The following is a 23016-nucleotide window of genomic DNA, read 5'->3' as shown; positions in this document are numbered from 1 at the left end:
CTCCCCGGCACCGCAGTCGGGTAGTGCAGGGTCATGCGGGGAAACGCCGACAGGTATAGTCCACTTCCCGCCAGCTGAGCAAGATCGAATGCAAGGTTGGCGGTGGGTCTTTTCCGAGTTGAGACCTCTCGGAAATATGAGCGACCTGTGAGCGCCCCGAGGGAAAAATTCGAGACATAGGCCCCTGAATGCCACACCCAACACCCTTGACATCAAGGGCCACTTGACCACCTACTGGTTCCTGCGCATCGAAGTTGACAACGTTGTCTCACCTGGGTGCAGGAGGGGAATCCGTAGATGCAGCGGAGAACTCGGCACAGATACGGACCGGCGGTCGTCCTCACGACCGCCTTTGTCATGGCCCTCGGCGCACAGGGCGCGGCGGTCGCCCTGCCGGCCAAGGCGGCCCCGGCCGACCGGGAGTTCGCATCCTCGTTCGAGGCCGGTGATCCGGCGCCGGACTGGCTGAACACCGTCGACACGGGGGCGGACGGGAGCAAGCGGGCCTCGGGCGTGGACGGCGGCTACAGCACCGGCATCCCGGGCAATGTCACCGACCATGTGACCGAGGTCCGGGCGAGCGGCGAGAACGAGGGCGCGGGTGAGGTGAAGGAGAACCTCGTCGACGGCGAGCCCGGCACCAAGTGGCTGACCTTCCAGCCCACCGGCTGGGCCGAGTTCGACCTGGACAAGCCCATCAAGCTGGTGACGTACGCACTCACCTCGGCCAACGACTTCGACGAGCGCGACCCGAAGGACTGGACGCTCCAGGGTTCGGCGGACGGCAAGGACTGGAAGACGATCGACACCCGCTCGGGCGAGTCCTTCTCGGAGCGGTTCCAGACGAAATCGTTCGACCTGGCCCAGCCGGCCGAGTACCAGCACTTCCGGCTGGAGGTGACGAAGAACAACGGCGCCCCGGACATCCTGCAGATCGCCGATGTGCAGTTCTCCACGGGCGGCGGGGGCGGTCCGGTGCCGCAGGACATGCTCTCGCTGGTCGACAAGGGCCCGAGCGGCTCGCCGACGGCCAAGGCGCGGGCCGGATTCACCGGAAAGCGGGCCCTGCGCTACGCCGGACGGCACACCGCGGCCGGGCGGGCGTACTCGTACAACAAGGTCTTCGACGTGAACGTGAAGGTCGGCCGCGACACCCAGCTGTCGTACCGCGTCTTCCCGTCGATGGCCGACGGCGACCGCGACTACGACGCCACCAACGTCGCCATGGACCTGGCCTTCACGGACGGCACCTACCTCAGCGACCTGGGCGCGACGGACCAGCACGGCTTCCCGCTGTCGCCGCGCGGTCAGGGCGCGGCCAAGGCGCTGTACGTCAACCAGTGGAACAACGTGGCCTCGCGGATCGGCTCGGTGGCGGCCGGCAAGACCGTCGACCGGATCCTGGTGGCGTACGACTCCCCGGACGGCCCGGCGAAGTTCCGGGGCTGGATAGACGACGTCGCCCTCAAGCAGGTGGCTCCGGAGAAGCCGAAGGCACATCTGTCGGACTACGCGCTGACCACCCGCGGCACCAACTCCAGCGGCAGCTTCTCGCGCGGCAACAACTTCCCGGCGACGGCCCTTCCCCATGGCTTCAACTTCTGGACGCCGGTGACGAACGCGTCGTCGCTGAGCTGGCTGTACGAGTACGCACGTGCGAACAACGACGACAACCTGCCGACGATCCAGGCGTTCAGCGCGAGCCACGAGCCGAGCCCGTGGATGGGCGACCGGCAGACCTTCCAGCTGATGCCGTCGGCCGCCACCGGCGCCCCGGACACCGGGCGGGAGGCGCGCGCACTGGCCTTCCGGCACGAGAACGAGACCGCGCGGCCGTACTACTACGGGGTGCGGTTCGAGAACGGTCTGAAGGCCGAGATAGCGCCGACCGACCACGCGGCCTCGCTGCGCTTCACCTACCCGGGCGACGACGCGAGCGTGCTCTTCGACAACGTGACCGAACAAGCCGGGCTGACGCTGGACAAGGAGCACGGCATCGTCACCGGCTACTCGGACGTGAAGTCGGGCCTGTCGACGGGCGCGACCCGGCTGTTCGTGTACGGCACCTTCGACAAGCCGGTCACGGACGGCGCCGTCAGCGGCGTCAAGGGCTATCTGCGCTTCGACGCGGGCGCGGACCGCACGGTCACCCTGCGCCTGGCCACCTCCCTGATCAGCATCGACCAGGCCAAGGACAATCTGCGCCAGGAGATCCCGGACGGCACCTCCTTCGACACGGTGAAGGCGCACGCCCAGCGGACCTGGGACAAGCTGCTCGGGAAGGTCGAGGTGGAGGGCGCGACCCCGGACCAGCTGACCACGCTCTACTCCAGCATGTACCGGCTGTACCTGTACCCGAACTCCGGCTTCGAGCGGGCCGGCGGCAAGGACCGGTACGCCTCGCCGTTCTCCCCCATGCCGGGCCCGGACACCCCGACGCACACCGGGGCGAAGATCGTCGACGGCAAGGTGTACGTCAACAACGGCTTCTGGGACACCTACCGGACCACGTGGCCGGCGTACTCCTTCCTCACCCCGTCCCAGGCGGGCGAGATGGTCGACGGGTTCGTCCAGCAGTACAAGGACGGCGGCTGGACCTCGCGCTGGTCCTCTCCCGGCTATGCCGACCTGATGACCGGCACCTCCTCGGACGTGGCGTTCGCCGATGCCTATGTGAAGGGCGTGAAGTTCGACGCCGCGGCGGCGTACGACGCCGCGGTGAAGAACGCGACGGTCGTCCCCCCGTCCTCCGGGGTGGGCCGCAAGGGCATGGCGACCTCCCCCTTCCTCGGCTACACCAGCACCGCCACCGACGAGGGTCTGTCGTGGGCGATGGAGGGCTACGTCAACGACTACGGCATCGCGAAGATGGGCGAGGCCCTCTACAGGAAGACGGGCGAGAAGCGGTACAAGGAGGAGTCGCAGTACTTCCTCAACCGCGCCCAGGACTATGTGGACCTCTTCGACTCCAAGGCGGGCTTCTTCCAGGGCCGTGACGCCCGGGGCAACTGGCGCCTGGACTCCGAGAAGTACGACCCGCGTGTGTGGGGCTACGACTACACGGAGACCAACGGCTGGGGCTACGCCTTCACCGCCCCGCAGGACAGCCGGGGCCTGGCCAACCTGTACGGCGGCCGCAGCGGCCTCGCGGACAAGCTCGACGAGTACTTCGCCACCCCGGAGACCGCCTCGCCGGAGTTCGTCGGCTCCTACGGCGGCGTCATCCACGAGATGACCGAGGCCCGGGACGTCCGGATGGGCATGTACGGCCACTCCAACCAGGTCGCGCACCACGTCATCTACATGTACGACGCGGCGGCCGAGCCCTGGAAGGCGCAGGAGTACGTGCGCGAGGCGCTGTCCCGGCTCTACACCGGCAGCGAGATCGGACAGGGCTACCACGGCGACGAGGACAACGGCGAACAGTCGGCCTGGTACCTCTTCTCCTCACTCGGCTTCTACCCGCTGGTCATGGGCAGCGGCGAGTACGCGATCGGCTCCCCGCTGTTCAAGAAGGCGACCGTGCACCTGGAGAACGGCCGTGACCTGGTGATCAAGGCCCCGCGCAACAGCACGCAGAACGTCTATGTGCAGGGCGTGAAGGTCGACGGGCATCCCTGGACGTCGACCTCGCTCCCCCACTCGTTGCTGGCCAAGGGCGGTGTGCTGGAGTTCTTCATGGGCTCCAAGCCCTCGACGTGGGGCACGGGCAGGAACGCGGCCCCGGTCTCCATCACCCACGACGACAAGGTGCCGGCGCCCCGCGCCGACGTGCTGAAGGGTGACGGCGCCCTGTTCGACAACACGTCCCAGACGAGCGCGACGGTCACCTCGGTGGACCTGCCGGTCGGCGGTGCCGTCAAGCCTCTCCAGTACACGCTGACCTCGTCGGCGGACCACACCGGGGCGCCGGCCGGCTGGACCCTGCAGGGCTCCACGGACGGCACGACCTGGCGGACCCTGGACCGCCGCTCCGGCGAGGCGTTCCGATGGGACCGCCAGACCCGGGCGTTCACCATCGCCGCACCGGGTTCGTACACCAGGTTCCGCCTGGTCCTCGACGGCGAGTCGACGCTGGCCGAGGTGGAGTTGCTGGCCTGACGCCCCCGGGGCAGCGGGAAGGGGCGGGTCCCTCGCGGGGCCCGCCCCTTCGGCAGGTGCGGGGTCAGCCGGTGGCCAGGGTGAACACGTGCAGGTCGGCGTTGTCCGGCAGCCGGACGCTCTCGACCGTCCGGCCGGCCGGGGGCGTGAACGGCTCGGTGGCGAAGACGTACGTGGCCACCGGGTCCTTGTCGGCGCCGGCGACATTGCGGTACGCGGTCCTCGCGACGACCTCGTTGCCGTACTGGACGGTGCCTGCTCCGCCGCCCACGGTCCAGTCGGTGAAGGACAGGTCCACGGTGTCGGTCGTGCCGTCGGTGTAGGTGACGGTGGCCTTGGCCTGCTGGTTGCCGTTGACCGCGCTGCCGATGAAGGACAACCGGGCCGCCGGGGCGGCGAGTTCGACCGTCTGGCCGGCGGCCGAGGCGTTGTCGGGGCGGCCGGCGGGCGAGTCGGGCCAGGTGAAGGTGAGGCCGTCGACGGTGCGCTGCCCGCCGGGGGCCAGACCGGCCGCGGCGAGGGCCTGGCGGGAGTAGCTCCAGCCGCCGCCGTCGTAGTCGGCCTCGTCGTGCTCGCCCTCGTCGTCGGAGACTCCGGTGTTGTCGTAGGCGGCGAGGAGGGTGCCCGGAGCGGCCACGGTCAGGGAGACCGGCTGCTCGTAGGAGGTGCCGCCCGAGGTGACGACGACCTTGACGGTGCGGAAGCCCTGGGCGGCGTCACGGGCCGCGGTGAGGGTGATCTCCTGGGAGCCGTCGGTGACCGTGCCCTCGGCGGGCGTGGCGGTGACGCCGGGCGGGGTCTCGACCCTGAAGCGCACCTCGGGCCCGCTGCCGCCGCCGAGCGCCAGCGCACGGATGCCGGTCTTCGTACTGCTCCCGGGCGCGAGGGTGGCGGCGGTGGGGCCGACGCCGATCTGGTACGGCTGCTCGCCGGCCCGGAAGGACGGCGGCGGGGAGGCCGCGCCCCAGCCGCGGTCCGGGGTGGTGGCGAGGGTGTAGTCGAGACGGCCGCCGTCGCGCACGAAGGAGGCGGGCAGCCAGGGCCGGTCGCCGGCCCGGCCGTCGACCTTCAGCGACCGCACGTAGGGCGCGTCGGCCGCCGCTCCCCTCGCGCGGATGGAGATGTCGTTGCCCCGCGGGCGGTGGATCTCCGCCCGCTCGAACAGCGGTGAGGCGAGAACGAGCTCGGCGCGCGAGGGCACCTGCGGGTACATGCCCAGCGCGGAGAAGACGTACCACGACGACATCGCGCCGAGGTCGTCGTTGCCGGGGATGCCGCCGGGTCCGGTCGACCACAGCTGCCGCATCGCGGCGCGTACGGTCTCCTGCGTCCGGTACGGGGCACCCGCGTAGTCGTACAGGTAGGGCACGTTGACCGACGGCTCGTTGTCCAGCTCGGACTTGGTGCCGCCCTGGCCGGTGAAGGCCCAGCCGCCGTCGGCCGTGTGGAAGAAGTCGTCCAGCCGGGCCAGGGCCGCCGCCCGGCCGCCCATCGCGGCGAAGAGCCCGGCGGGGTCGTGCTGGACCATCCAGGTGTACTGGGCGGCCGTGCCCTCCACGAAGCCGTTGCCGGTGCCGGGGGTGAAGCCGGTGACCCAGCTGCCGTCGGCCTTGCGGTTGGCGATGTAGCCGCCGCCCGGAGCGGCCGCGATGTCGAAGTTGTTCTGCCACCACTGTGCACGGCGGGCGAAGGCGGCCGCCGTGCCCTTCTCCCCCGCCGCCGCGGCGAGCTGGGACAGCGAGAAGTCGGCGGTGGACATCTCCAGGGTCTCGGCGGCGCCGCCCCAGGCGTTGGAGACGCTCGGCATGTAGTGCAGCTTCAGGTACTTGTCGAGCGAGGGCCGCTGGCCCACCGACAGCACCGGCTTGCCGGCCGCGGACAGGTCCTGCGGCGTGGGTACGGTCGCCGCCTCGGCCAGCGAGTGCAGCGCGCCCTTCAGGTCGAAGCCGGTGCCGCCGAAGGCGCGGATGCCGGCCAGGGCCGTCGGCGAGGGGTCACCGTTCATGACGTGGGTGCCGCTCGCGCCGTGCAGCCAGCGGTCCCAGACGCCGCCGTTCTGCCGGGCGAGTGCGTAGAGCGACTGGGCGATGTCGGAGCCGGTGCGCGGGTCGAGCAGGGTGAGCAGCTGCACCTGGTCGCGGTAGACGTCCCAGCCGGAGAAGGTGCCGTACTGCGCGCGGTGCGGCCGCTCGACGGTGTGCGGCCGTCCGTCGGCGCCGCGGTATCTGCGGTCGGCGTCGCTGATGACGTTGGGGTGCAGCAGGGAGTGGTAGAGCGCCGTGTAGAAGGTGGTGCGCTCGGCCTCGGTGCCGCCGCCGACCCGGACCGCGGCCAGCCGGGCGCGCCAGGCGCGCCGTGCCGCGTCCTCGACGGCGTCGAAGGAGCGGCCCTCGGGGTTCTCCGCGGCGAGGTTGGCCGCGGCGCCCGCCCGGCTGACGTAGGAGATGCCGACCTTGGCGCCGACCGGGCCGGTGCCGGGCGCGAACTCGACGTAGCCGCCCGCGCCCTTGCCCGCGACCGGCCGTCCGTCGTGCGTGAAGCCGCCGGTGCCGCCGGACGCCTTCAGGGACCCCGGGTCCAGGGTGCCGTCCTGCCAGGTGCCGGCCGCCTTGAAGGCCCGGTCGAAGCGGGCGGTGAAGTACAGGGTGTAGTAGGAGCGCCGGCCCTCCGGGTCCAGGTAGCCGCAGAAGTTCCCGGAGGTGACGGAGCCGGAGACGGTCCGGCTCGCCGGGTCGATGGTGACCGTCGACCGCTCCGATCCCACCTCGGAGTTGGCGGTACGGATGAGCAGGGACGCCGGCTTGTCCGCCGGGTAGGTGAAGCGGGCCGAGCCGGTGCGGGTGGTCGCGGTGAGGTCGGCCGTGACGCCGGAGGCGAGCGCGACCTTGTAGTGGCCGGGCCCGGCGGTCTCGTCGGCGTGGCGGAAGTCCGAGGCGTAGACGGCGTCCCCGGTGTCGCTCGCCGGTGAGGAGGTGACCTCGCCCGGGTACGGGAAGAACGGGATGTCCCCGCTGCCGCCCGCACAGCCCGTGCCGGACATGTGGGTCAGGCTGAAGCCGCGGATGCGGGTGGCGTCGTACTGGTAGCCGCCGGGCGCGGGGGTGCGGGTGGCGTCACCTCTGGTGTTCTCCGGGCTCCAGGAGAGCATGCCGAAGGGCAGGACGGCGCCGGGGAAGACGTCGCCGCCATTCCTGGTGCCGATCAGCGGATCGACGTACGGGGTCGGGTCCTTGACGAGGTCGGGGGGAGCGGCGCTCGCCGCGAGGGCGGGGGTGGCGCCGCCGCCGGTCGCGAGCACCGCGGCCAGCAGCAGGGACATGGGACGGAAACGCATGACGCGGCCCTTCCTCCAAACGGACGGGTCGCGCACCACAGGTCGCACAAGCCGCAGGGACAGTAACGTGCGCCACCCGTAGCACGGAAGACCGCGTACGCCCCCGCCGGCACGCGCCGGGATCACCCGGTCGGGCTACCCCAAGGCGCTTGACATCGTTGTCGGTTGGCGCGGTAAAGTCATGTACAGACCATAAGACAACGTTGTCGCGTCCTCAGGTGCGAAGCCGCACAGAGCTTCGCCGTCACAAGCCAGCACCACCCGGGCAGGCACCCAACCCCCCTCGCCTGCCTGGCTCGCGGACCCGGTGTGCACCGCCACCGGGTCCGCCCGGAGCGGCCGTACGACGTGCGGGTCGGCACTTTTTGATGTCCATCGCTTGGACCAGCCATAGCCACCCGGAAATGCCAGGTGCTAGAAATATCGCATGTCGGACCTTTTTGGCCGATTCAGGAACCGTTGGCGCTCCATGGCAGGCAAGAGCCCGCGCAGCGTCGCCGGGCAGGTGTTCGTCCTGCAGGTGGCGCTGGTGGTGGTGCTCGTGCTGTGCGGCGTCATCGCCCTCGTCCTGCAATCGGAACGCGACACGACCATGGAAGCCAAGCGCCGGTCCATAGCCGTCGCGCAGACCTTCGCGCACTCTCCCGGCGTCGTGCAGGCCCTGGACGCCCCCGACCCGTCCAAGGTGCTCCAGCCGCTCACCGAGGCGGGGCGCAAGGCTGCCGGCGTCGACTTCATCGTGGTCATGGACACCAAGGGCATCCGCTACACCCACCCGATTCCGAGCAAGATCGGCCAGCGGTTCGTGGGCAGGATCGGGCCGTCGCTGGCCGGGAAGGTCTACACCGAGAGCGTCCACGGCCCGCTCGGCCATGAGGTTCAGGCGACCGTTCCCGTCTATGACACGAAGGGCAAGGTGACCGCCCTCGTCTCCGCCGGGCTGAAGGTCAAGAACGTGACCAGCGAGGTGGACCGGCAGCTTCCGATCATCCTGACCGCCGGGGCCGGAGCGCTCCTGGTGTCGACCGGCGGGACGGCGCTGGTGGGCCGGCGGCTGCGGCGCCAGACCCACAGCCTGGCCCCGGAAGAGATGAGCCGGATGTACGAGCACCACGACACGGTGCTGCACTCGGTGCGCGAAGGCGTGCTCATCGTCGACGACGCCGGGCGGCTGCTGCTGGCCAACGACGAGGCGCGGCGGCTGCTGGAGCTGCCCCTGGAGGCCGAGGGGCGGCATGTGCGGGAGCTGTCGGTCCTCGACCCCGAGATGGTGCAGCTGCTGGCCTCCGGGCGCGAGGCCACCGACGAGGTGCACTTCGCCGGCGGACGGCTGCTGGCCGTCAACCAGCGGCCCACGGACCGCGCGGGAGGCCCCCGGGGCACCGTGGTGACCCTCCGCGACTCCACCGAGCTGCAGGCGGTCTCCGGCAGGGCGGAGGTCACCCGTGAGCGGCTCGAGCTGCTGTACGACGCGGGGCTGGGCATCGGCACCACCCTCGACGTGGTCCGCACGGCCGACGAGCTGGCGCAGGTCGCCGTCCCCCGCTTCGCCGACTTCGTCACCGTGGACCTGGCCGACGCCGTGCTGCGCGGCGAGGAGCCCGCCCCCACGGCGACGGACATGCGGCGCGTCGCCCTCGTCGGCATCCGGGACGACCATCCGCTCTACGAGAAGGGCCGGCTGATCGACTTCCTGCCCTCCACGCCCCAGGCCCGCGGCTACGGCGCCGGCCGGTCCGAGCTGGTGACCAACCTGGCGGCCGCGACGGGCTGGCGGGCACAGGACCCGGAGCGCACCCGGCAGATGATCGAGTTCGGCATCCACACGCTCATCGCCGCCCCGATCAAGGCCCGGGGCGTCGTCCTGGGCATGGCCAACTTCTGGCGCTCCAAGCGGGACCCCTTCGACGGGGAGGAGCTGTCGCTGGCGGAGGAGCTGGTGGCCCGGGCCGCGGTCAGCATCGACAACGCCCGCCGGTACACCCGCGAGCACGCCCTGGCGGTCACCCTGCAGCGCAGCCTGCTGCCGCGGGCGCTGCCCGAGCAGAGCGCGCTCGAGGTCGGCTACCGCTATCTGCCCGCCCACTCGGGGGTGAGCGGGGACTGGTTCGACGTGATCCCGCTGCCGGGCAGCCGGGTGGCGCTGGCCGTCGGCGACGTGGTCGGGCACGGCCTGCACGCCGCCGCGACGATGGGCCGGCTGCGCACCGCGGTGCACAACTTCTCCACGCTCGACCTGCCGCCCGACGAACTGCTGGGCCATCTGGACGACCTGGTCGGCCGCATCGACCAGGACGAGTCCTGCGCGGAGGCGGCCGCCGAGATCGCGGGCGCCACCTGCCTGTACGCGATCTACGACCCCGTGACGCGCCGCTGTGTCATGGCGCGTGCGGGGCACCTGGCGCCGGTGCTGGTCCACCCCGACGGCAGCGCCACCTTCCCCGACCTGCCGGCCGGGCCGCCGCTGGGCATCGGCGGCATGCCGTTCCAGACGGCCGAGCTGGAACTGCCCGAGGGAAGCCAGCTCGTCCTGTACACGGACGGGCTCATCGAGGACCGCCGACGGGACCTGGACGTGGGCATGGAGATGCTGCGCCGGGCGCTGGCGGGGCACCCGGACCGGCCGCCGGAGGAGAGCTGCCAGGCGGTGCTGGACGAGCTGCTGCCCGGGCGCCCGAAGGACGACGTCGCCCTGCTCATCGCGCGCACCCGTGCCCTGCCGCCCGGGAACGTCGCCGACTGGGACGTGCCGCGGGACCCGGCCGCCGTGTCGGGGATGCGCAGTGCCGTCTCCGCCCAGCTGGAGGAGTGGGGGCTGGCCGAGCTCGGCTTCGGCATGGAACTCGTCCTGAGCGAGCTGATCACCAACGCCATCCGCTACGGCTCCGAGCCGATCCATGTGCGCCTGATCCGCGACCGCACGCTGATCTGCGAGGTGGCCGACGGCAGCAGCACCTCGCCGCATCTGCGGTACGCCGCGACGACCGACGAGGGAGGCCGGGGTCTGTTCCTGGTCTCGCAGATGACCGAGCGCTGGGGCACCCGGTACACGCCTCAGGGCAAGGTGATCTGGGCGGAGGTGGCCCTGCCGAACCTCCCGGGGCTCCTGCCGGACTGAGAGAGCCGGCCGGAATTGCCACGCCGAGGGAACCGACCCGAGCCACCACGCCGAGGGAACCGACCCGAGCCACCACGCCGAGAGAGCCGACCCGAGCCACCACGCCGAGAGAGCCGACCCGAGCCACCACGCCGAGGGAACCGACCCGAGCTGCCGAACCGAGCGAGCCGGCCCGAGCCGCCGAGCGGCCGGGAGCCCCGGAGCGTCCGGGCACGGGCGCCGGGCGAGTCGTCCGGCGGGTGTCCGGGCTCTTCCGGCGGGGGTGTCCGATCCGTCCGGCGGGCGGCCGGTCCGTCCGGCGGTCTGTCCGACGGGCGGTCTGTCGGAGGCGGGCGGTCTGCCGGAAGGGGGCGGCCGGTCCGGGGCGAGCGGACTGCCAGAGGCCGACCCGGACCCGGACCCGGACCCGCACCCGGCCCCGGCCCCTGCCTCGGCGAAGGCGAAGGGCCGCACCCCCGTCGCCGGGGGTGCGGCCCTGTACCGCCGTGCTCTGCCTGCCGCTTACTTGCGGATCAGGTTGCGCAGCACGTACTGCATGATGCCGCCGTTGCGGTAGTAGTCGGCCTCACCGGGGGTGTCGATGCGGACGACCGCGTCGAACTCGACGCCCGAGTCGGTGGTGACCTTGACCGTGCGCGGCGTGGTGCCGTCGTTCAGCTCGGTGACGCCGGAGAAGGAGAAGGTCTCCTCACCGGTCAGGCCGAGGGACTCGGCGGAGGTTCCCTCCGGGAACTGCAGCGGCAGGACGCCCATGCCGATGAGGTTCGAGCGGTGGATGCGCTCGTACGACTCGGCGATGACGGCCTTGACGCCGAGCAGCGCGGTGCCCTTGGCGGCCCAGTCGCGCGAGGAGCCGGAGCCGTACTCCTTGCCGGCCAGGACGACCAGCGGGATGCCCTGCTCGATGTAGTTGCGCGAGGCGTCGTAGATGAACGACACCGGCGCGTCCGCCTGGGTGAAGTCGCGGGTGTAGCCGCCCTCGGTGCCCGGCGCGATCTGGTTGCGCAGGCGGATGTTGGCGAACGTGCCGCGGATCATGACCTCGTGGTTGCCTCGGCGCGAGCCGTAGGAGTTGAAGTCGGCGCGCTTGACGCCGTGCTCCGTGAGGTACTTGCCCGCCGGGGTGTCGGCCTTGATGGCACCGGCCGGGGAGATGTGGTCGGTGGTGACCGAGTCGCCGAGCTTGGCGAGGACGCGGGCACCGGCGATGTCGGTGACCGGGGCCGGCTCCATCTCCATGCCCTCGAAGTACGGGGGCTTGCGGACGTAGGTCGACTCGGCGTCCCACTCGAAGGTGTTGCCGGTCGGGATCGGCAGCGACTGCCACTGGGCGTCGCCCGCGAAGACGTCCTGGTAGGACTTGTTGAACATGTCCTCGCCGATGGCGTTGGCCACGACGTCGTTGACCTCGGCCTCGGTCGGCCAGATGTCGGACAGGAAGACCGGCTTGCCGTCCTGGTCGGTGCCGAGGGCGTCCTTGGTGATGTCCACCTTCATGGAGCCCGCGAGGGCGTACGCGACGACCAGCGGCGGGGAGGCCAGGTAGTTCATCTTGACGTCGGGGTTGATCCGGCCCTCGAAGTTCCGGTTGCCGGAGAGGACCGAGGTGACCGCGAGGTCGTGGTCGTTGACGGCCTTGGAGACCTCCTCCGGCAGCGGGCCGGAGTTGCCGATGCAGGTGGTGCAGCCGTAGCCGACGAGGTTGAAGCCGACCTTGTCCAGGTACGGGGTCAGGCCCGCCTTGTCGAAGTAGTCGGTGACGACCTTGGAGCCCGGGGCGAGGGTGGTCTTGACCCAGGGCTTGCGGGTCAGGCCCTTCTCGACCGCCTTCTTGGCCACCAGGGCGGCGGCGACCATGACGTACGGGTTCGAGGTGTTGGTGCAGGACGTGATGGCCGCGACGGTGACCGCGCCGTGGTCGATCTCGTAGGTCGAGCCGTCGGGGGCGGTGACGGTGACCGGGTTGGTCGGGACGCCGTTGGCGGCGGCCGGGGCGTCGGAGGCCGGGAAGGACTCCTCGCCGGCCTCGTCGGCGGTGGCGACGTAGTTGCGGACGTCGCTCTTGAACTGCTCGGCGGCGTTCGCGAGGACGATGCGGTCCTGCGGGCGCTTCGGGCCGGCGATCGACGGGACGACCGTCGACAGGTCCAGCTCCAGCTTCTCGGAGAAGTCCGGCTCGGCCGTCGGGTCCAGCCAGAGGCCCTGCTCCTTGGCGTACGCCTCGACGAGCGCGACCTGCTGGTTCGAGCGGCCGGTCAGGCGCAGGTAGTTCAGGGTCTCGCCGTCGATCGGGAAGATCGCGGCGGTGGAGCCGAACTCCGGCGACATGTTGCCGATGGTGGCGCGGTTGGCCAGCGAGGTGGCGGCGACGCCCTCGCCGTAGAACTCGACGAACTTGCCGACCACACCGTGCTTGCGGAGCATCTCGGTGATGGTGAGCACGAGGTCGGTGGCGGTGGTGCCGGGCTGCAGCTCACCGGTGAGCTTGAAGCCGACGACGCGCGGGATGAGCATGGAGACCGGCTGGCCGAGCATCGCGGCCTCGGCCTCGATGCCGCCGACGCCCCAGCCCAGCACACCGAGGCCGTTGACCATGGTGGTGTGCGAGTCGGTGCCGACCAGGGTGTCGGGGTACGCCTGCCCGTTGCGGACCATGACGGTCCGGGCCAGGTGCTCGATGTTCACCTGGTGGACGATGCCGGTGCCCGGCGGGACGACCTTGAACTCGTCGAAGGCGGTCTGGCCCCAGCGCAGGAACTGGTAGCGCTCCTTGTTGCGGCCGTACTCCAGCTCGACGTTCTGCTTGAAGGCGTCGTTCGTGCCGAACTTGTCGGCGATGACGGAGTGGTCGATGACCAGCTCGGCCGGCGCCAGCGGGTTGATCTTCGCCGGGTCGCCGCCCAGCTCCTTCACGGCTTCACGCATGGTCGCAAGGTCCACGACGCAGGGAACGCCGGTGAAGTCCTGCATGATCACGCGGGCCGGCGTGAACTGGATCTCCTGCGACGGCTGGGCCTGCGAGTCCCAGGTGCCGAGGGCGCGGATGTGGTCGGCGGTGATGTTCGCGCCGTCCTCCGTGCGGAGCAGGTTCTCCAGCAGGACCTTCAGGCTGTAGGGAAGGCGCGCGGAGCCCTCGACCTTGTCCAGCCGGAAGATCTCGTACGACTCGTCGCCCACCTGCAGCGTGCTGCGGGCGTCGAAGCTGTTCGCCGACACGACAGTCTCCTTCATTGATGTGCGCGTACCACCGCAATCCTGCCGCCACGCCGGTCGAGCCAGTACGCTAAGGTGAGGCTAAGTTAGGTAACCCTTACTAGGGTGGCGGCCGCGGTGCACCTCGGCAGATATCTCGATGTCGAGATAACTCTAGTACATGGGGGCTGGCTGGTCATGTCCGGCCGGGCCCGGCCCTGCCGTTTTCCGGTGGCGTCGGCCACAGCGCGCGATGGACGAGGATCACCCCCATGCCCCTTGACACCGCACTGACCGGCCACTGGGACAGCTCCCCCTTCGACCGCGGCGCCATGGAGGCGTCGGAGCTGGAGTTCCTCAACGACGGACGGGGGCGCGGCACGGTGGCCAACGCCCTGGGCGAGGACGTCACGGAATTCACCTGGCACTGCCCGGAGCCCGGGGTGCTGGAGGTGTGTGACGCGTACGGCACCGTCGAGCGGGTCGCCTACACCGTCGGGCGTGCCGTACCGGCGTACACACCGGACCCCGTACCGGCGGTCCGCTTCGAGCCACCCCTGCTCTTCGCCCGGGAATACGCCCGGGCATGTGGTGCTTCCGTGTGAATTTTCGCGAAACCCGGACATTCTGAAATAACCACTTGATTACGCCATATCATTCCACATCCTCCGCATCATCGCTGCTCACTGACGTCTCGTCACCCGAATGGACCCCCCAACGGGCGCCATCTCATATCTGAGATAACCTCAACCTCATGTCAGACGACTACCTCGTACGCATCGGCAAGCTCATTCGTGACGCCCGGCAACACCGCGGCTGGACACAGACGCAGCTCGCAGAGGCTCTCGGTACCAGCCAGAGCGCGGTCAATCGCATCGAGCGCGGGAACCAGAACATCAGCCTTGAGATGATCGCCCGCATCGGTGAAGCCCTGGACAGCGAGATCGTGTCGCTCGGCTATGCGGGTCCGATGCATCTGCGCGTGGTCGGCGGCCGTCGGCTGTCCGGCGCCATCGATGTGAAGACCAGCAAGAACGCGTGCGTGGCGCTGCTGTGCGCCTCGCTGCTGAACAAGGGGCGCACGGTGCTGCGCCGGGTGGCCCGGATCGAGGAGGTGTACCGCCTGCTGGAGGTGCTCAACTCCATCGGCGTGCGCACCCGCTGGATCAACGACGGGGTGGACCTGGAGCTGGTCCCGCCCGCCGAGCTGGAGATGGCCGCGATCGACGCGGAGGCGGCCGTCCGCACCCGCTCGATCATCATGTTCCTCGGCCCGCTGCTGCACCGCATGGACCACTTCAAGCTGCCGTACGCCGGCGGCTGCGACCTCGGCACGCGCACCATCGAGCCGCACATGATCGCGCTGCGCCGGTTCGGTCTGGACATCGCGGCGACCGAGGGCCAGTACCACGCGCAGGTCGACCGCACGGTCCGCCCCGACCGGCCGATCGTGCTGACCGAGCGCGGGGACACGGTGACCGAGAACGCGCTGCTGGCCGCCGCCCGGCACGACGGCGTGACGGTCATCCGCAACGCCTCCTCCAACTACATGGTCCAGGACCTGTGCTTCTTCCTGGAGGCGCTCGGTGTCAAGGTCGAGGGCATCGGCACCACCACGCTGACCGTGCACGGTGTGCCGAACATCGACGCCGACGTCGACTACTCCCCCTCCGAGGACCCGGTCGAGGCGATGAGCCTGCTGGCCGCCGCCGTGGTCACGGAATCGGAGCTGACGGTGCGCCGGGTGCCGATCGAGTTCCTGGAGATCGAGCTGGCGGTCCTGGAGGAGATGGGCCTCGACCACGACCGCAGCCCCGAGTACTTCGCGGACAACGGCCGCACGCGCCTGGTGGACCTGACGGTCCGGCCCTCCAAGCTGGAGGCCCCGATCGACAAGATCCACCCGATGCCGTTCCCGGGTCTGAACATCGACAACGTCCCCTTCTTCGCTGCCATCGCGGCGGTCGCGCAGGGCAAGACGCTGATCCACGACTGGGTCTACGACAACCGTGCGATCTACCTCACGGACCTCAACCGGCTCGGCGGCCGGCTGCAGTTGCTGGACCCGCACCGCGTCCTGGTCGAGGGTCCGACCCGCTGGCGCGCCGCCGAGATGATGTGCCCGCCGGCGCTGCGCCCCGCGGTGGTCGTCCTGCTGGCCATGATGGCGGCCGAGGGCACCTCGGTCCTGCGCAACGTGTATGTCATCAACCGGGGTTACGAGGACCTCGCCGAGCGTCTGAACTCGATCGGGGCGCAGATCGAGATCTTCCGCGACATCTGACGGGCGAATGCCGCCGCACCCCCGCCCGGCCTGCCATGCACGGGGTCGGGGAAGGGTGCGGCCATCCTCGTGGCTTCTCCGGGCCCGTGGCGGCGTGAACCCGGGGCCGGAGTGCCCCGGCGGCCCGCCGTGGAGACGGCCGGGCTGAAACCGGCACTCGCAGGGGCAGGCAGACACGGCCGGGCAAGCCCACACTCGGATCCATGAGCAGTAAGTCGGAGCTGGGAAAGTTCCTGCGGACACGCCGCGCGCAGCTGCAACCCGCAGACGTCGGGCTGCCGGTGTTCGACGAGCGCCGGCGGGTCGCAGGACTGCGGCGCGACGAACTGGCCCTGGTCGCCGGGGTCAGCGATTCGCACGACACACGGCTGGAACAGGGCGTCTCGCTCAACGCGTCGTGTCACTTTCGGTGATCAGCGCGGTGAGTTCCGGCGCCCAGCCGTCGAACTCCCGCGCGATCCGCACGGTCGCCGCGCCGGTGTCGGTGTCGGTGTCGGTGTCGGTGAAGTCGATACCGGCGAACCATTCCTGCGGCCTGGAGAGCGCCACGTAGATGTGGAGGGTCCCGCCGCTCTCCCGGTGGGCCTGGATCCCCTTCCTCGATGCCGTGGCGACCGCATGGGCGGAACTCGACCCCGGGCAGTACGCGTTCACCCGGGACGTCGCGGGACAGCTGCGCGAGCACGACGACCGGGCGGAGTTCCTGGCCGGCGTCGACCTCATCCTCACCGGAATCACCGCTCGTCAGCAGCCGGCCGGCTGACCCCCCACCGGCACAGCCGGCGCTCCCCCACGTTCCGTCGCGAGAAGAGGGTCTCCCTACTGCGGCTCACCGGGCGAGCGAGGACTCCTCCCCGACGGCCGCCGGCAGGTGGAACGGCCACTTTGGACCGGCTCGGCCGATGGCCGGACCGAACCGAAGCCCGGCTTCCCGGTTCCGGCCCGGACGCGGGGGCGACACCACCGTCAGGTCGGCCGAGGAGCCGGCCGAAGGGGTGCGCCCGCCCTGCGGATCCGCTCCGTGTGTCTACTCTCGGTCATTCCGCGGGGCCCCACCCTGCCGCTTCCGCCCCTGGAAAAATACCCGGTAGGGTATGTCCCGCGGCGGCTAGCGCGAGGGCGTCACGGTCCTCGTCGCACCCCGTCGACCTCTCGATCCGCCGCGCCGTCCGCGGTCGACTGGACGTCGGCAGCGGTCGGCGCCGACGCGAAAGGCCCGGCCATGACCGGCAGCGCAGCGCACCGCCACAGAGTGGACATACGTCGGCACCAGCCCACGGGCGACAACGGACCCCGGTCGTGAGCGCCTTACCGTCACCGGCCGCCTCGGCGCTGCTGGAGCGCATACGCCGCGGGGTGATCGGCGACGACGAGGTCCTGGAGGGGCCGTACGGACCGAAGCGGATCGTCTACGCCGACTACACCGCCTCCGGCCGCTCGCTCGACTTCATCGAGGACTTCATCCGTGAGCGGGTGCTGCCGGGCTACGGCAACACCCACACCGAGAGCTCCCGCACCGGCCTGCAGACGACCCGGCTGCGCGAGGACGCCCGCCTCGTCGTCCGGGACGCGGTGGGCGGCACCGAGGACGACGTCGTGATCTTCTGCGGCGCGGGGGCCACCGCCGCAGTGAACAAGCTGGTCGGCATCCTGGAACTGCGCGGCCCGGACGCGCCGCCGCCGGCCGTGCGGCCCGTGGTGTTCGTGGGCCCGTACGAGCACCACTCCAACGAACTGCCCTGGCGCGAGTCCGTCGCCGACGTCGTGGTGATCGACGAGGACGCCGACGGCCACATCGACCTCGGCGCACTGGAGGCGGGCCTGCGCCGCTACGCGGACCGCCCGCTGCGCATCGGCAGCTTCTCGGCCGCCTCCAACGTCACCGGGATCCTGACGGACACCGACCGCGTCACGCGCCTGCTGCACGCGCACGGCGCCCTGTCGTTCTGGGACTACGCGGCGGCCGCCCCCTACGTCCCGATCCGGGTCGCGGCGAGCGCGCCGGGTGCGGACGACCGGAAGGACGCGGTCTTCCTGTCCCCGCACAAGTTCGTCGGCGGCCCGCAGACTCCTGGGGTCCTCGTCGTACGCCGGGACCTGGTCCGCAACCGTGTGCCCACCGCACCCGGCGGCGGCACGGTCACCTTCGTCGACCCCCACGGTCACCGCTACCTCGACGACCCGGTCGCCCGCGAGGAGGGCGGCACCCCGGCCATCGTCGAATCCGTCCGGGCCGGGCTGGTGTTCACCCTCAAGCAGGCCGTCGGCACCGGCACCATCCAGGCCGCCGAGGAACGCCATGTGCGCCGGGCGCTGGCACGCTGGTCCGCCAGCCCGCGCATGGAGATCCTCGGCAACCGGCACGCCCGCCGGCTGTCCATCGTCTCCTTCCGCATCCGCCACGACGACGGCTCCCATCTGCACCACAACTACGTCGTCGCCCTCCTCAACGACCTGTTCGGCATTCAGGCCCGGGGCGGCTGCTCCTGCGCGGGACCGTACGGTCATCGCCTCCTGGCGATCGACACGGCCACCTCGCACGCCCTGCTCGACGAAGTCGCGCGCGGCTGCGACGGCATCAAGCTCGGCTGGATCCGGGTCAACTTCAACTACTTCATCAGCGACACCGTCCGCGACTACCTGGTCGAGGCCGTCGACCTGATCGCCGCGCACGGCCACCGGCTCCTGCCCGACTACCGCTTCGACCCGAGCACGGGCCAGTGGCACCACCACACCGGGGCCGCCGCCCCCCTGCTGCGGCTGACCGATGTGTCCTTCACCGCCGACGGAGCGATCGCCGCCCCGGCCCCGGCCCGCCGCCGGCTGGGCGAGGACGCGCTGGCCGGTCAGCTGGAGCAGGCCCGCGAGCTGCTCGGCTCCCGTTCCGGCCGGCTCGAGGAGGGCCCGACCGGACTGCCCGCCGACTTCGAGCGCATGCGCTGGTTCCCGCTGCCTCCCGTCTGCCTGGAGCGAACCCGAGGAACGCGGCTCGGCACCGGCTGAAGCACACGGGCGTGCCCGCACCGCGTGTGCGGGCACGCCCACGTCGCACGTACGGGTACGCCCGTGCCATCCGTACGGGTACGCCCGTGCCGTGCGGACCGGCGTGCCCGAGTCGCCGGTGGCTCAGCGGCTGCGCAGCGTGGCGAGTGCGGTGTCGAGATCGGCCGCGCGCGGACGGTTGTGGGGCAGTCTGCCGAGCACGGCCGCCATGGCGCAGGTGTCGGTGAGCGCGGAGAAGACCAGGCCGCCCGCGATGCCCGCCGACAGGATCTGAAAGGCCGGGTGCACCAGCAGCCCGAGGACGAGCCCGACGAGCACCACCGCTCCCGCGGTGAAACGGACCTGCCGCTCCATGCTCCACCCGGCCCGGGTGCCGCAGGCCGCGGGCCGCTCCAGGTCATGGCCGGCCGCGGCCCACGCGCCGGTGCCGCCGGCCAGGGTGGCGGTCCGCACGCCCTGCTCGGCCAGCAGTCTGCCGGCGCTCTCGGAGCGCGCTCCGGAGGCGCACACGAAGAGGACGTCGCCGCGCCCGGCGGCGTGCCGCAGCTCGGGCAGGGCGTGCCGGATCCGGTCCAGGGGAATGTTGAGGGCGCCCGGCAGGTGGCCGGAGGCGTACTCGCCGGGGGTGCGCACGTCGACGACGGTCAGCTCGGGCAGCCGGGTGCGGACCTGATCGGTGCGGAGGGTGACGGGGGCGTGGGGAGAGGCCATGGCAGTGTGATCCTTGGTGGTCGACGCCGTCCCGAAACGGGACGTACAGTACCCCTAGGGGTATGGGTCGAGGAGCGATGGTGGAACTGGAACTCGCGGGTGCGGAGCTGAAGTCCGTCCTGAACCGTCTGCGCCGCGCGCAGGGCCAGATCGCCGGGGTGATCCGGATGATCGAGGAGGGCCGCGACTGCGAGGAAGTGATCACGCAGCTCGCCGCCGCGTCCCGGGCGCTCGACCGTGCCGGTTTCGCGCTCATCGCCACCGGCCTGCAGCGGTGCATCACCGACATGGAGTCCGGCCGCAAGAACGGTGAGGATCCCGAACAGATGCGGGCCCGGCTGGAGAGGCTCTTCCTGTCGCTCGCGTGAGGACTCGCGGGCCGTCCCGCGGCTCGCGCAAGGACTCGCACAGGCCGTCTCCCGTCGCTCGCGCGAAGACTCGCACAGGCCGTCTCCCGTCGCTCGCGCAAGGACTCGGCACGGGGCATCCTGTCGCGTGAGGACGCGCACAGGCCGTCCTGTCGCTCGCGTGAGGACGCGCACGGGCCGTCCTGTCGTCGGCGTGCGGAGGCGCGGCGGGCGGCGGTGGGGGCCGGCGCGCGGGCTCGCGCGGGGCGGTGGGCGGCGGTGCATCAGATCACCGCGTCGATCATCATGAACGCGGCCACGGCCAGGAGCACCAGGGCGAAGGTGCGCTGCAGCGTGCTGCCGGAGATCTTCGAGGCCAGGCGTCTGCCGTCCCAGGCGCCCAGGACCGCCGCCCCGGCGAAGGGCGCTATGAGGGCCCAGTCCAGCCCGTCGGCCGTACCGGCCCGCATCACCAGCGCGGCCAGCGAGTTGACGGTTATCACCAGCAGGCTGGTGCCCACCGCGTCGCGCATCCGCATGCCGAGCACGTTCACCAGCGCGGGCACGGCGAGGAAGCCCCCGCCCACACCGAGGACTCCGGTGACCGATCCGAGCCCCGCACCCGCGGCGGCCGCCCGGCCCGGCCGCACCGGTACGACGGTGTCCGCCGCGGGACGCGGCCGCAGCATCCGGACCGCGGCCGCCCCCGCCACCACGGCGAAGGCTGCCGTCAGGGCGGCCGCGGGCAGGCGCCCGGCGAGCGCGCCGCCCAGCATCGCGGGGACGGTGCCCGCCGCGGCGAACAACAGCCCGGTCCGCCACCGGACGTGGCCGTCCCGAGCGTGCGCGGACAATGCGGTGGCCGAGGTGACACTGACGACGACCAGGCTGGCGGTGGTGGCCGCGACCGGGGTGAAGCCGAGCAGGTAGATCAGGGCCGGGACGGCCAGCACGCTGCCACCGCCCCCGAGCGCGCCGAGCGCCAGGCCGATGACCGCCCCGGCGGCCAGGGCGAGCAGGAGAGCGCTCACGCGACGGTCCCGTTCCCGCCCCGCTCGTCCACGACGGGCAGTCCCGCCCCGGCCCAGTCCTGCATCCCGCCGATGACGTCCACGGCGTCCGCTCCTCGCGCGGCCAGCAGCTCGGCCGCCTGCTGGGAGCGTCTGCCCGAGCGGCAGATCACGACGAGCGGCCGGGCCTGTGCGTGTGCGGGCAGTACGGCCCCGGCGGTCAGTGCGGACAGCGGCAGGTGCACCGCGCCCGGCGCGTGCCCCGCCGCCCACTCGGCGGGTTCGCGCACGTCCAGCAGCAGGGCGTCGCCCCCGCTGCCGGCGGCGTTCCCGTGGCCGGTGCGGGCGGCGGCCTCCTGGGCGGTCACCCGGCCCGGGGCGCGCGGGTCTCGTCGGAAGATGGTCATCGTGGCTTCGCGCTCCTGTTTCCCTGGACGGTGCGGCGGCTCGGCAAGGACGTCTTCGGCATCCGCCGCGGTCAGCCGGTGCGGATGGTGAGTCCGGCGTCCTCGGCCTCGGCGAAGGCGTCGTCCACGGCGACGACCTCACGGCCGGCCGCGTCCAGCAGGGAGGCGGCGATGGCGGCGCGCATGCCGCCCGCACAGTGCACCCACACCCGGCCGTCGGGAATCTCGTCGAGACGGCGGTGCAGGGTGTGGACCGGGATGTGGACCGAGCCCTCGATGAAGCCGCCCGCGCGCTCCGAGGTGCGCCGTACGTCGAGGAGGACGAGCCCCGGTGCCGGGTACCGGCCGGCGAGGTCCGCGAAGGTGGCCCGGGGGAAGGAGGCCAGGGCCTCGTTCCTGCGGACCCAGCCGTGCGGGTCCCCGGTGGCCGCGGCGGCCGGACGGTCGATGCCCACGCGCACCAGCTCACGCTGTGCGGCGGCGAGCTGCTCGGCGGACCCGGCAAGCAGCGTGACCGGCTTGCCCCACGGGATCAGCCAGGCGAGATAGGGGGCCAACTGGCCCTCGGCCTCGAAGTTGAACGAGCCCGAGACATGTCCCGCGGCGAACGCGACCCGGTTGCGCAGGTCCACCACCCACTCCCCCGCGGCCAGCCGGGCGGCGATCTCGCCTGCGTCCGCGACGGCGGGCGGTGTCAGGTCGACCGGTGCGGGCCCCGCGGCGTTGGCCGGGCCCATGTGCGTGTAGTACGCCGGTATGTCGTCCAGACCGGCCAGCAGGTCGGCGACGAAGGTGTCCACGTCCCGGGTGAGGGCCTCGTTGGACGCCCTCTCCTTGCCGATCGTGGTGGACTGCCCCTGCGCCTGGGAGGACGAGCAGAAGCTGCCGAAGCCGTGCGTGGGCAGCACCGCGGTTTCGTCGGGCAGTTCGGCGGCCAGGCGGTGCACGGAGGCGTGCTGCGCACGGGCGAGGCGCTCGGTCAGGCGGGGCTCGACGAGGTCGGGGCGGCCGACGGTGCCTATCAGCAGGGAGCCGCCGGTGAACACCGAGACGGCCGTTCCGGCCTCCTCCAGCACATAGGACGTGTGGTGGGGTGTGTGGCCGGGCGTCGCCACCGCGCGCAGGGTCAGTCCTGCGGCGGCGTCTATCACCGCACGGTCGCCGTCGTGGACCGGGGTGCGCTCGAAGGAGACGCGGGCCCCGGCGGGAACGAGATAGGCGGCACCGGCGACCCGGGCCAGCTGCAGGCCGCCGGTGACGTAGTCGTTGTGCACGTGCGTCTCGACGACGTGCGAGATCCGCACCCCGCGCCGCGCCGCCGCCGCGATCACCCGGTCGACGTCGCGCGGTGGGTCGACCGCCACCGCCGTGCGCCCGCCGCCCGCCAGATAGCAGCGGTTGCCGAGTCCCGACACCTCGATCGTGTCGACGAAGAACACCGGGTGACTCCCTTCCGTCGAAGAATTACCCCGGGGGGTATGTCTTCGACGGTAGCACGAGTACCCCCGG

The 23016-nt window shown here is 71.4% G+C and carries 13 protein-coding genes and 2 pseudogenes; 8 read left to right on the top strand and 7 right to left on the bottom strand.

Features of this window, described 5'->3' with window-relative positions:
• Positions 1-297 precede the first annotated feature (297 nt).
• Entirely contained in the window at positions 298-4101 is a 3804-nt protein-coding gene (locus ACZ7P3_RS33415; protein WP_472087394.1) for a GH92 family glycosyl hydrolase, read from the top strand.
• 64 nt (positions 4102-4165) lie between these two features.
• Here ACZ7P3_RS33415 and ACZ7P3_RS33410 read toward each other — a convergent pair whose 3' ends face one another.
• Positions 4166-7435: a GH92 family glycosyl hydrolase gene (locus ACZ7P3_RS33410; protein ID WP_472087393.1), complete on the bottom strand. Its 3270-nt coding sequence runs from the start codon at positions 7433-7435 to the stop codon at positions 4166-4168.
• A gap of 469 nt (positions 7436-7904) precedes the next feature.
• On the opposite strand from ACZ7P3_RS33410, the gene ACZ7P3_RS33405 reads away from it, so the two are divergent.
• Positions 7905-10553: a SpoIIE family protein phosphatase gene (locus ACZ7P3_RS33405; RefSeq protein WP_472087392.1), complete on the top strand. Its 2649-nt coding sequence runs from the start codon at positions 7905-7907 to the stop codon at positions 10551-10553.
• A 501-nt stretch (positions 10554-11054) separates the two neighbouring features.
• Here the strand turns inward: ACZ7P3_RS33405 and acnA are convergent.
• Entirely contained in the window at positions 11055-13769 is a 2715-nt protein-coding gene (gene acnA, locus ACZ7P3_RS33400; RefSeq protein WP_472087391.1) for an aconitate hydratase AcnA, read from the bottom strand.
• Positions 13770-14017: 248 nt separating this feature from the next.
• On the opposite strand from acnA, the gene ACZ7P3_RS33395 reads away from it, so the two are divergent.
• The 3 genes from ACZ7P3_RS33395 to ACZ7P3_RS33385 all read left to right on the top strand — a co-directional run bounded on the left by ACZ7P3_RS33395 (position 14018) and on the right by ACZ7P3_RS33385 (position 16442).
• Complete coding sequence (locus tag ACZ7P3_RS33395; RefSeq protein WP_472087390.1) at positions 14018-14350, top strand: hypothetical protein; 333 nt, start codon at positions 14018-14020, stop codon at positions 14348-14350.
• Between the two features lie 149 nt (positions 14351-14499).
• The gene (locus ACZ7P3_RS33390; protein ID WP_472087389.1) at positions 14500-16029 is read left to right on the top strand and encodes a helix-turn-helix domain-containing protein; all 1530 of its coding nucleotides are present in this window, start codon (positions 14500-14502) and stop codon (positions 16027-16029) included.
• A 203-nt stretch (positions 16030-16232) separates the two neighbouring features.
• Positions 16233-16442, top strand: coding sequence for a hypothetical protein (locus tag ACZ7P3_RS33385; protein WP_472087387.1), 210 nt, complete (start codon positions 16233-16235; stop codon positions 16440-16442).
• On the opposite strand, the pseudogene ACZ7P3_RS33380 reads toward ACZ7P3_RS33385, so the two are convergent.
• Positions 16426-16641: pseudogene (locus tag ACZ7P3_RS33380) on the bottom strand (FAD-dependent monooxygenase); the annotation flags it as partial. The gene ACZ7P3_RS33385 and the pseudogene ACZ7P3_RS33380 overlap by 17 nt on opposite strands.
• Between ACZ7P3_RS33380 and ACZ7P3_RS33375 the strand changes: the two are divergent.
• A pseudogene (locus ACZ7P3_RS33375) lies at positions 16628-16792 on the top strand (TetR/AcrR family transcriptional regulator); the annotation flags it as partial. The pseudogenes ACZ7P3_RS33380 and ACZ7P3_RS33375 overlap by 14 nt on opposite strands.
• Before the next feature lie 536 nt (positions 16793-17328).
• A complete protein-coding gene (locus ACZ7P3_RS33370; protein WP_472087386.1) occupies positions 17329-19032 on the top strand; it encodes an aminotransferase class V-fold PLP-dependent enzyme in 1704 nt (567 codons plus the stop codon).
• A 123-nt stretch (positions 19033-19155) separates the two neighbouring features.
• Here ACZ7P3_RS33370 and ACZ7P3_RS33365 read toward each other — a convergent pair whose 3' ends face one another.
• Positions 19156-19743 carry a rhodanese-like domain-containing protein gene (locus ACZ7P3_RS33365; protein ID WP_472087384.1) on the bottom strand — a complete coding sequence of 196 codons (588 nt, stop codon included), beginning with the start codon at positions 19741-19743 and terminating at the stop codon, positions 19156-19158.
• A gap of 80 nt (positions 19744-19823) precedes the next feature.
• Between ACZ7P3_RS33365 and ACZ7P3_RS33360 the strand changes: the two genes are divergently transcribed.
• On the top strand, positions 19824-20111 hold the full coding sequence (locus tag ACZ7P3_RS33360; RefSeq protein ID WP_472087563.1) for a metal-sensitive transcriptional regulator: 288 nt from the start codon (positions 19824-19826) through the stop codon (positions 20109-20111).
• A gap of 263 nt (positions 20112-20374) precedes the next feature.
• On the opposite strand, the gene ACZ7P3_RS33355 is transcribed toward ACZ7P3_RS33360, so the two are convergent.
• The 3 genes from ACZ7P3_RS33355 to ACZ7P3_RS33345 all read right to left on the bottom strand — a co-directional run bounded on the left by ACZ7P3_RS33355 (position 20375) and on the right by ACZ7P3_RS33345 (position 22946).
• Positions 20375-21121: a sulfite exporter TauE/SafE family protein gene (locus tag ACZ7P3_RS33355; protein WP_472087383.1), complete on the bottom strand. Its 747-nt coding sequence runs from the start codon at positions 21119-21121 to the stop codon at positions 20375-20377.
• On the bottom strand, positions 21118-21507 hold the full coding sequence (locus tag ACZ7P3_RS33350) for a rhodanese-like domain-containing protein (protein ID WP_472087382.1): 390 nt from the start codon (positions 21505-21507) through the stop codon (positions 21118-21120). Before ACZ7P3_RS33350 ends, ACZ7P3_RS33355 begins: the two co-directional genes overlap by 4 nt.
• Before the next feature lie 71 nt (positions 21508-21578).
• Positions 21579-22946 (bottom strand): rhodanese-like domain-containing protein, encoded by a 1368-nt coding sequence (locus ACZ7P3_RS33345; protein ID WP_472087381.1) that lies wholly within the window; start codon positions 22944-22946, stop codon positions 21579-21581.
• Between the last annotated feature and the right edge of the window lie 70 nt (positions 22947-23016).

It is taken from the genome of Streptomyces sp. NPDC107581 (genome assembly GCF_055657175.1).
Note: the sequence above shows the minus strand (reverse complement) of the source record. Positions and strands in the feature narration are given on the sequence as shown.

Excerpts from the sequence above, each read along its gene's own strand:
- ACZ7P3_RS33415 (WP_472087394.1), top strand. The coding sequence starts at position 298 with ATGCAGCGGAGAACTCGGCACAGATACGGACCGGCGGTCGTCCTCACG.
- ACZ7P3_RS33410 (WP_472087393.1), bottom strand. The coding sequence starts at position 7,435 with ATGCGTTTCCGTCCCATGTCCCTGCTGCTGGCCGCGGTGCTCGCGACC.
- ACZ7P3_RS33405 (WP_472087392.1), top strand. The coding sequence starts at position 7,905 with ATGGCAGGCAAGAGCCCGCGCAGCGTCGCCGGGCAGGTGTTCGTCCTG.
- ACZ7P3_RS33395 (WP_472087390.1), top strand. The coding sequence starts at position 14,018 with ATGCCCCTTGACACCGCACTGACCGGCCACTGGGACAGCTCCCCCTTC.
- ACZ7P3_RS33390 (WP_472087389.1), top strand. The coding sequence starts at position 14,500 with ATGTCAGACGACTACCTCGTACGCATCGGCAAGCTCATTCGTGACGCC.
- ACZ7P3_RS33385 (WP_472087387.1), top strand. The coding sequence starts at position 16,233 with ATGAGCAGTAAGTCGGAGCTGGGAAAGTTCCTGCGGACACGCCGCGCG.
- ACZ7P3_RS33365 (WP_472087384.1), bottom strand. The coding sequence starts at position 19,743 with ATGGCCTCTCCCCACGCCCCCGTCACCCTCCGCACCGATCAGGTCCGC.
- ACZ7P3_RS33350 (WP_472087382.1), bottom strand. The coding sequence starts at position 21,507 with ATGACCATCTTCCGACGAGACCCGCGCGCCCCGGGCCGGGTGACCGCC.